This window comes from Pseudomonas sp. RGM2987, assembly GCF_022952855.1.
GTDB lineage: Bacteria > Pseudomonadota > Gammaproteobacteria > Pseudomonadales > Pseudomonadaceae > Aquipseudomonas.
Map to the genome: position 1 here is coordinate 1 of NZ_JALJDX010000081.1, position 8,067 is coordinate 8,067.

Here is an 8,067-nt window from a genome sequence, read left to right on the forward strand (position 1 = left end):
GCCAGGCGCCTCGGTGTGCCAGGCAGACCGCATGCAATTTTTTGGGGGTCGCTTCGCCCGAGGCGTCGGACCGTCCCAGCGGGAGCAAGCTCCCTCGCCACAGTTTGGAGGCTCATTGTCCGACAGACTCCGTTAACGGCACCGCCTTGATCGCCGCCCTGGGCGTTTGCAGCCCGGCGGGCGCAGCCCCCGGAATCGCCCTGGCCGAGGCCGGCAGCTGCGGGGCCTGCATGTCCGGCAGTGCCCAACTGCGTTCCGGTTGCAGCAGGCCTTGGGCGCGGCGCATGAAGTCGTAGCGATTGAGGGTGATGCCGCGCCCGGCCGCCGTGTCGCGGATAATGTAGGGCCGCAGGAACACCATCAGGTTGGTCTTGGTGATCTGCCGCCGCTCGTTGCGAAACAGCGCGCCGATGCCGGGGATCGTCGACAACCACGGCACCGCGTCGTTGCTCTGGCTGTAGCCATCCTGCAACAGCCCGCCCAGCACCATGATCTGGCCGTCGTCCAGCAGGATGCTGGTGTCGATGGCGCGCTTGTTGGTGACAATCCCGGTGGTGCTCGAGGCGCGGTTGTCGACACTGCTGACCTCCTGGTAGATATCGAGCTTGACCGTACCGCCCTCGGAAATCTGCGGCCGGACGTTGAGCTTCAAGCCGACCTCTTCGCGGGTCACGGTCTGGAACGGGTTGTTGCTGGTGCCCCCACCGCCGGTGACATAGCTACCGCTGACAAACGGAATGGTCTGGCCGACAAAAATGCTCGCCGCCTCGTTGTCCAGGGTCAGCAGGTTGGGGGTCGACAACACGTTGGTGCCGCCCTTGCTCTTCAAGGCGCGGGCCAGGACCTTGAGGTCGAGGATCTTGCCAATCCCCGGAATGTCCACGGTGCCGTTGACCACGCCGAGGTTCAGGCCCTGGGGCAACACGTCGATGCTGGTCTTGCCGTTGAGGTTGAGCCCGGTGCCGCCCAGATTGACCCCGCCGATCACCCCGCTGCCGCCCAGGTTGCCGCTCTGCCATTGCACGCCGAATTCACTGGCGTCGTCTTCGCCGACTTCGACGATCAGGCTCTCGATCACCACCTGGGCGCGACGCTGGTCCAGCAGGTCGATGACTTCGCGCAGGTTGCGGTACAGCGGGTCCGGCGCGGAGATGAGCAAGGTATTGGTGGTGGCATCCGCCTGGATGGTCACGCCGCCCGCACTGAAAGCGGTGTTCTGCTCGTTCTTCGTCGCGGACGAGGCCTGGCCGCTGCTGCCCTGGGCGTAGCCGTTGCTGCTAGTGGAGGGACTGCCGTTCGCGGTACTGCTGGTGCCATCGGTGCTGGTCTGCCCGCCCTGGCCGTTGGTGCTGGCGCCCATACCGCTGAGCACCGAGCGCGAGTTATCGCTGCCCTCGCCTTCGCTTTCCCCGGTGAGCAAGCCGCGCAGAGCCTGGGCCAGTTTGCCGGCCTGGGCGTTGCGCAGGTAGACCACGTGCAGGTTGCTCGGGTTGTTCTGGGCGTTGTCGAGTTTGTAGATCAGGTTGCGCGCCAGCTCCGTGCGCTCGGGGCTGCCGGCGCGAATGATGATCGAGTTGGAGCGCGGGTCGCCGATCACATTGATCTTCTGCGTCTGGTCGCCGCCCTGGGTCTCCAGCAGGTCGGACACCATCTGTGCGATGTCCACGGCGATGCCGTTCTGGATCGGCACCACATCGGTGTCGATGGCGCTGGGGGTGTCGATGCCTTCGATCAGTTGCGCGACCCGCGACAGGTTCTCCGCATAGTCGGTGACCACAATCGTATTGTTACCCGGGTAGGCATTGATCGGGTTGTTCGGTGATACGATCGGGCGCAGCACCGGAATCAGGTTCACCGCGTTTTCGTATTGCAGGCGGAAGGTCCGGGTCAGCATGCTGTTGCCGGCCGGTTTGTCGGCGCTGTAGATCGGCCCGCCCAACAGCTTGGCGTCGGCCTCCGGCACCACCTGCGCCACGCCGCCGACGTCGACCACGCTGAAGCCCTGCATGCGCAGCGCGGCCAGCAGCATGTCGTAGGCCTGGCTCGCCGGCACCTGGCCTTCGGAGACCAGCGTCAGGTTGCCCTTGACCCGCGGGTCCACCAGGAACTGCTGGCCGGTGGAACGGGACAACGCCCGGACCACCGCCTGAATATCGGCCTCGACGAAATTCAGCGTCACCGGCTGATCCCCCAGCGGGCTGCGCGCTGCAGTACTGCTGCGTGGCTCGCGGGCGCGGGCGGTGAGATCGACCTGGTGCCGCACCGCAGGCTTTTGCTCACGCAACGCCTGGGCCCGTTGGCGATCAAGCAACACGTCGCCACCGCGTTGGGTGCTGCCCAATGGAATGCCCAGTTCGCTGTCCACCAGCAGCGCTGGCTTTGACTCGGGCGGCGTGCTGTTGCAAGCGCTCAGGGCCAGCAACAGCAGCGGCGCAGCCTTGCGCCAGTGACGTGGGTATCGGGACCCCTTCATGAAGCTTCCTTAGCGCCTTGCGCCTGATCCATGCGAACGGTTCCGGACAATGTGCCGGGGGTGTTGTCAGAAGTGGCCGGTGCCGTGCGCTGCAAGCGAGCCTCGATCACTTCCAGGGAAAATTGCCGTGGACTGCCCAACAGCCAGTCAATCGCCGCATCCGCTGGCGCATCGCTGAAGGTCAGTTGCCAGGCACTTGCACCGTCGGCTCCAGGAGCCTGCAACTGGTAATGCTCGCTCAGGCCACTGGCGTCGAGGGTCTGGCGCAGGGCCGCTTCGACCGGTTGACCTTGGGCGGTACCGCTGACATCGCGCAGCAGCACTTCGAGGGCTTCAGTCTGCGAACGCAGCTTCGGGGTTTCGGCCTGCCAATAGGCGATGGTCTTCAGCGGCGGCTCGATCAACGCCAGCCACACCACAAAGCTACCCAGCACCAGCGCGCTCAGGGCCACGGCCCGTTGCTCGCGCACGGCCAGGCCCTGCCAGAAGGTCCGCCAGCGCGCGCGAAGGGTCTGCCAACGCGCCCACGGCAGCGCCACCGATTGCTTATTCATCGTCGTCTTCCGAGGCTTCGTCAGGGGTGTCCGGCGTGCCTTGGCCGGCCGGGGCCACGCGCAGGCTCCAACCCTGGTCGAGGGCGGCGACCTCGATGCCGGCTTCGGTCAGTGGAATTTTCCAGTCGTCTTCGCCGGTCGCTTTACGCGCCTCATCGGCGACACTCAGGCGTAGCTCACCCTTCTCGAATACCAATTGCTGGACACTGCCGCTCATGAACGGCATCGCACTGCCGGCCTGCTGCACCAGGCTGGTAAAGCGTTGTCCCGGGTCAGTGATCGAACTGTTCTGGCGCGTGGCAATTTGCTGCCGCGCCTGTTGCAGCGGGTTGAGGATCACCGGCAACTCGGGAAAGGCCTGTTTCACTCGCTGGCTCATCTGCCCCTTGAGCCGCTGGCCCTGGGCCGCTTCACGGGCGGCATAAAGGTTCAGGCCGACCACCCACACCGCCAGCGCCAGGACGCAGATCCCTGCTGCCCGGCCCCAACCACCCCGCCCGGCCGCGCCGTGGCTGAGGCCGGCATGCAAGCCCCAGCCCGGCGTGGTGCCGGTCCAGCGCTGACTGTCGGCCAAGGGGCTGACCGAAGCCTGCGACGGCGGTTCGCCGACCCAGTGCAGACCGGCGCCCGCTTCAATCAGCCACTCGTCCAGCGCCTCTTCCAGCAGCGGCTGCACCTCGGCGTGCTGCGGGCCATGGCGTACCAGCAGGTGACCGTCGTCGATGCAGGCCACCGGCCCGGACGCCACGGGCAAGGCATAGGCCGCCGGGTAGAGGCCGCGCAATTTCAGGCCGGCCTGGTTCAGGAGTTTGCCGAGGTTGAGCAATGACTCACGATCCAACCAGGCAATCTGCACCTGCCCGTCGGCATCGCGCGGGCTGTGGGCCAGTTGCATGTGCGCGCTGCTGCCGAGCATCAAGGCCTGGGCTGCGCAGGTCACCGCCGCGGTGACCCTGGCCGCCGGCAACGGGGGCAGCTCCAGGCGGGTCAGCAAGCTGTCACGGGGATGAAGGAAACATTCGACCGCAAGGTTTTTTCCGCCCTGGCCCAACGCCCTGAGGCTGCCGCGTCCTTGCTCGCGCACCTGGCCCTGGCGATCCAGCCAGGCAAACGCCAGCGGGCTGTCGAGGTCGAGGCTGCCCAGCGGCGCCAGGGCAATGCGCAGGCGCGTCATACGCCCACCCTTGACCAGATCACCTGGGGCAGGCGGTCCTGGCTGCGTTGCAACAACGCGTCCAGTCCGACCCGCCGCTGACCGCTGCGCGCCTGCCCACGAAGACGGAACCAGTCGCTGGTGATACCGACCTTGACGGTGGCTAGTTGCAGTTCCGGCATGCGCAGGCGATTGACGAAATCGCCCTGGTTGATGAACCAGTGGCCGCCGTCGCGCTCCCTGACCAGCGCCTCGGCCCGTTGCAGCGAGAGTCCCGGCACGTAGGCGGACAACACCGGGGCACTGGCGGTGTTGCCGTTGAGCCAGGTATTGGCGGGGAGGATCGTCACGTAAGGCGCCAGCGTTTCCAGCAACCCTGAGGTGACGCCCTTGACGCTGCGCAGGTCTTGCAGGGTGCGCAGCATCGGGCGGTTCGGCGCCAGCGGGGCGTTGGCGGCGTCCGCAGAAGTGTCCCGGCCACTGTCGAATGTGTTGCCCGCCGGGGCGCGGTCCGCAAGCTCAGGGTTCAACAGCCGCGGATAGGCCTCGATGACCCGCTCGACAATCCGCGTGCGCACCCCTGGCGCGACGCCCAGTTGCTGGCACAGCCGCTCGAAAGCGCGCAGTTGCTCCTCATCCACCCGCTCATTGGCGACGAGGTTGCGCAGGTTGAACTTGCCTTGCTCGTCTTCCAGCTGTCCTTCGAACGGCGTATCCACCTGACCCGAACCGGCCATCACGATCGGCTGTGCCCAGGGTTGGCCGAAGCGTGTCAGCGGATCACGCTGACGGGCGTCCCACAGCAACTGGCGGCTCAACTGCAGGCCACCTTGCAGGCGCGCCGTGCCCTGTACGCGCAGTTGCTCGGCTTCCAGGCTGCGGGTGAACAAGCTCTGGCGAGTGAGCATGCCACCGGCGATCACCGCCACCACTGCCGCGATCAGCAAGGCGCTGATGACCGCCATGCCACGCTGCTTCGCCGCGAGGGGCGAATCCGTTCGCATCACGGCCCTCAGAGCTGCCAGGAGCCAATGTCGGCATTCACGCCATCGCCGTCTGGCTGGCCGTCGGCCCCCAGGGAAAAAATGTCGACTTCGCCATTGGCGCCGGGGTTGAGGTAATTGTAGGGGCGGCCCCAGGGGTCGTTGGGCAGGCGCTCCAAGTAGGATTTCCAAGTGCCGTTTTTCGCATCGGCGGGTTTTTCCACCAAGACCTTGAGGCCCTGGTTCATGCTCGGGTAGGTGCCGTGGTCCAGACGATAAAGCTTCAAGGCTTGCATCAAGCCGCCAATGTCCTGTTTCGCCGCCGTTGCCCGCGCCTGATCAGGACGGTCGAGCACTTTGGGCACCACCATCGCCGCCAGGATGCCGAGGATGACTACCACGACCATGATCTCGATCAGGGTGAACCCCCGCTGCCGGCGTGGGCCTTGGGGACGGGCGTTGTAACGGGCGATCTGCATCTCGACGGTCCTTCGCTGGATTCGATTCGAGGCGCAGTGTTGCAAGAAAATATGTCAGTGATATTGAAATTGCTCAGGAGCATGCGTCGTCAATCGGTCACGAATGCGCGCTAGCCTCGGGGGCTGCCTCCGCCCATCGAGCCCGCGCCATGCAACGCCCTGCTCCACAAGCCGGCTTCACCCTGATTGAAGTGCTGGTGGCCCTGGCGATCATCGCCGTGGCAATGTCGGCGGCCGTGCGCGTGGCCGCGGTGATGACCCAGAGCAACGGCTTGCTGCGCGACAAATCCATCGCCTTGCTGACGGCCCGCAGTCAGTTGGCGCAGTTGCGTCTGGAAGGTCGGTTCGCAGCGGGCTCGAAAACCTTCGAGTGCGATCAGGGACGCTTGCAACTGCGTTGCGAACAGACCCTGCGCCCGGCGGAAAACGGCCGGATGTTGCGGGTTGAACTGAGCGTGTCGGACCGCAGCCATGACGGGCCGCCGCTGGCGCGGTTAGAGACGTTGGTCAACCGGGAAAAGTAAGGCCGCACGCAACCCATTGTGGCGAGGGAGCTTGCTCCCGCTCGGTTGCGCAGCGACCGTAGGTTTTTTTGGGCCGCTGCGCCCGAGGCGTCGGACCGTCCCAGCGGGAGCAAGCTCCCTCGCCACAGGGGTCACTGTGCTCTGGTCAATGACGGCAGGCTCACAGAATCCGGCAACCGGGCCAGTGCCAACCGCGTCTGCTCACCACCCCGCTCGATCACCACCGCCTGCGCTTCGATTGACACCAGCCGCACGCCTTGGGCCACCGGCTCTCCTGCCAGGAAACTGCGCGGCGGTCCGTCGTTGAGACTGAGGATTGCCACCGCGCCACGAGCCCCGGCCATCACACCGCTGACGGTGATCTGCACCGGCGCCGGCTGGTTGGAGAACCATTGCAACGCCGGGTTATCGGAACGCTCGGCCATGCGCTGCGGGGCGACGTCCGGGGTGCGGGACTCGGCCGAGGTCAGCAGCAGCGAAGACCAGGTTGCCACTCCGGCCAGCGCCGCGAGCAGGCCCAACGCCTGGACGATGTGCGCCGCGGATATGCGCTCGATGAATGCCATGGCCTGAATCTCCTTTTCCTGAAACCAGCCACCAGCGTACGCGCCAATTCTCTCCGTTTTATTTCACATCCTTATCATCTTCGCCGTGCAGGATGATTGCCACGCAAAGGAGCGCGCGATGAGCCGGGGCAAGCAACAGGGTTTCACCCTGATCGAATTGATGGTGGTGCTGGTGATCATCGGCATCGCCAGCGCCGCCGTGAGCCTGAGCATCAAGCCAGACCCATTGAAGCTGCTGCGCGAGGACGCCGACCGGCTGGCGCAGCTGCTGCAACTGGCCCAGGCCGAAGCCCGCAGCGACGGCCGGCCAATCACCTGGCGCGGGGACGCCAAGGGTTTTGCTTTCGCCCGGCGCACCGATCGTGGCGCCGGGCTGGATCGTTTCAAGGACGATCCGCAACTGCGTCCACGTCGCTGGCAAAGCCCGTCGATGGAGATCCGGGTGGAGCCCAGGCAGCGGGTTGTGCTGAACGCCGAGTGGCTCGGCGAGCCGTTGCAGATCCGGCTGTCGGACGGCCAGAACAGCCTCACCGTGCAACGCAGTGCCGCCGGGCGGGTGCTCGTCCAATGAACAGTCGCCAAACGGGTTTCACCTTGCTTGAAGTCATGGTGGCGATCCTGTTGATGGCCGTGGTCAGCCTGATCGCCTGGCGCGGGCTGGACAGCGTCACTCGCGCCGACAGCCATTTACAGGCCAATACCGAGCAGACCGAAGCCTTGTTGCGGGTACTGAACCAACTGGAACGCGACGTCGAGCTGCGCGCCAGCATCGAACTGAGCGAACCGATGAAACCCGGCGTCGACGATCCGCCCTCCACCGCCCCGCCCGCCCTGACCGTGCGCAGCACCGAAGGCAAGGGCTTCCGAATGGACGTGATCCGCGTTGCATCGGCCCAGGAAGGCCAACTGCAACGGGTGCGCTGGTGGCTCAAGGGCGACACGCTGTACCGCGCCCAAGGCCAGGCCCGCGACCGCTACCCCTTGCCCGCACCCGGTGCCGCAATCGCCGTGCTCAGCGATGTCAGCGACGCCGGCTTGCGCTACTGGGACCAGGAAAAAGGCTGGCGCAAACTCAGCGGCAACCGCGAGGAAAACCCCGCCGGCCTCGAAATCAGCCTGACCCGCCGGACACCCCAAGGGGTCGAAAAATACCGACAGGTGTTGGGACCGTTGGAATAAGCCGAGCCCATAATCACAGGCTACCCGAGCCCCATGTGGGAGCGGGCTTGCTCGCGAAAGCGGTGGGTCAGAAAGCAGTGATGTCGAATGTGCCTCCGTCTTCGCGAGCAAGCCCGCTCCCACAGGGGATTCGTGGCGAACACAAGAGTTGCAGCC

Annotated in this window: 9 protein-coding genes; 3 read left to right on the forward strand and 6 right to left on the reverse strand. The window is 65.7% G+C overall.

The features are described 5' to 3' along the window. Positions 1 to 112: 112 nt before the first annotated feature. Genes gspD through gspG form a run of 5 tightly spaced genes read right to left on the reverse strand, consistent with a single transcriptional unit; the run spans position 113 to position 5,642 of the window. Positions 113 to 2,473: a type II secretion system secretin GspD gene (gene gspD, locus RGM2987_RS01115; RefSeq protein WP_245138276.1), complete on the reverse strand. Its 2,361-nt coding sequence runs from the start codon at positions 2,471 to 2,473 to the stop codon at positions 113 to 115. After that, a complete protein-coding gene (gene gspM, locus RGM2987_RS01120; protein WP_245138277.1) occupies positions 2,470 to 3,027 on the reverse strand; it encodes a type II secretion system protein GspM in 558 nt (185 codons plus the stop codon). Before gspM ends, gspD begins: the two co-directional genes overlap by 4 nt. Then, on the reverse strand, positions 3,020 to 4,201 hold the full coding sequence (gspL, locus tag RGM2987_RS01125) for a type II secretion system protein GspL (RefSeq protein WP_245138278.1): 1,182 nt from the start codon (positions 4,199 to 4,201) through the stop codon (positions 3,020 to 3,022). Before gspL ends, gspM begins: the two co-directional genes overlap by 8 nt. Beyond that, positions 4,198 to 5,184, reverse strand: coding sequence for a type II secretion system minor pseudopilin GspK (gene gspK / locus RGM2987_RS01130; RefSeq protein ID WP_245138279.1), 987 nt, complete (start codon positions 5,182 to 5,184; stop codon positions 4,198 to 4,200). Before gspK ends, gspL begins: the two co-directional genes overlap by 4 nt. Positions 5,185 to 5,192: 8 nt before the next feature. After that, positions 5,193 to 5,642: a type II secretion system major pseudopilin GspG gene (gspG, locus tag RGM2987_RS01135; protein ID WP_245138280.1), complete on the reverse strand. Its 450-nt coding sequence runs from the start codon at positions 5,640 to 5,642 to the stop codon at positions 5,193 to 5,195. A gap of 149 nt (positions 5,643 to 5,791) precedes the next feature. On the opposite strand from gspG, the gene gspI reads away from it, so the two are divergent. Then, on the forward strand, positions 5,792 to 6,166 hold the full coding sequence (gspI, locus tag RGM2987_RS01140) for a type II secretion system minor pseudopilin GspI (RefSeq protein ID WP_245138281.1): 375 nt from the start codon (positions 5,792 to 5,794) through the stop codon (positions 6,164 to 6,166). A gap of 131 nt (positions 6,167 to 6,297) precedes the next feature. Here the strand turns inward: gspI and RGM2987_RS01145 are convergent, their stop codons facing one another. Beyond that, a complete protein-coding gene (locus tag RGM2987_RS01145; protein WP_245138282.1) occupies positions 6,298 to 6,732 on the reverse strand; it encodes a type II secretion system protein N in 435 nt (144 codons plus the stop codon). Positions 6,733 to 6,850: 118 nt separating this feature from the next. On the opposite strand from RGM2987_RS01145, the gene gspH reads away from it, so the two are divergent. Both gspH and RGM2987_RS01155 read left to right on the forward strand, forming a co-directional pair. After that, a complete protein-coding gene (gene gspH / locus RGM2987_RS01150) occupies positions 6,851 to 7,303 on the forward strand; it encodes a type II secretion system minor pseudopilin GspH (RefSeq protein WP_245138283.1) in 453 nt (150 codons plus the stop codon). Further along, the gene (locus RGM2987_RS01155) at positions 7,300 to 7,911 is read left to right on the forward strand and encodes a type II secretion system protein GspJ (RefSeq protein ID WP_245138284.1); all 612 of its coding nucleotides are present in this window, start codon (positions 7,300 to 7,302) and stop codon (positions 7,909 to 7,911) included. The genes gspH and RGM2987_RS01155 overlap by 4 nt, the downstream gene beginning before the upstream one ends. The last annotated feature ends 156 nt before the right edge of the window (positions 7,912 to 8,067 follow it).

Bases quoted from the DNA above. Each gene is read 5' to 3' on its own strand.
- gspH (WP_245138283.1), top strand. From the start codon at position 6,851: ATGAGCCGGGGCAAGCAACAGGGTTTCACCCTGATCGAATTGATGGTG.
- RGM2987_RS01155 (WP_245138284.1), top strand. From the start codon at position 7,300: ATGAACAGTCGCCAAACGGGTTTCACCTTGCTTGAAGTCATGGTGGCG.
- RGM2987_RS01145 (WP_245138282.1), bottom strand. From the start codon at position 6,732: ATGGCATTCATCGAGCGCATATCCGCGGCGCACATCGTCCAGGCGTTG.
- gspL (WP_245138278.1), bottom strand. From the start codon at position 4,201: ATGACGCGCCTGCGCATTGCCCTGGCGCCGCTGGGCAGCCTCGACCTC.
- gspM (WP_245138277.1), bottom strand. From the start codon at position 3,027: ATGAATAAGCAATCGGTGGCGCTGCCGTGGGCGCGTTGGCAGACCCTT.
- gspK (WP_245138279.1), bottom strand. From the start codon at position 5,184: ATGCGAACGGATTCGCCCCTCGCGGCGAAGCAGCGTGGCATGGCGGTC.
- gspD (WP_245138276.1), bottom strand. From the start codon at position 2,473: ATGAAGGGGTCCCGATACCCACGTCACTGGCGCAAGGCTGCGCCGCTG.
- gspI (WP_245138281.1), top strand. From the start codon at position 5,792: ATGCAACGCCCTGCTCCACAAGCCGGCTTCACCCTGATTGAAGTGCTG.
- gspG (WP_245138280.1), bottom strand. From the start codon at position 5,642: ATGCAGATCGCCCGTTACAACGCCCGTCCCCAAGGCCCACGCCGGCAG.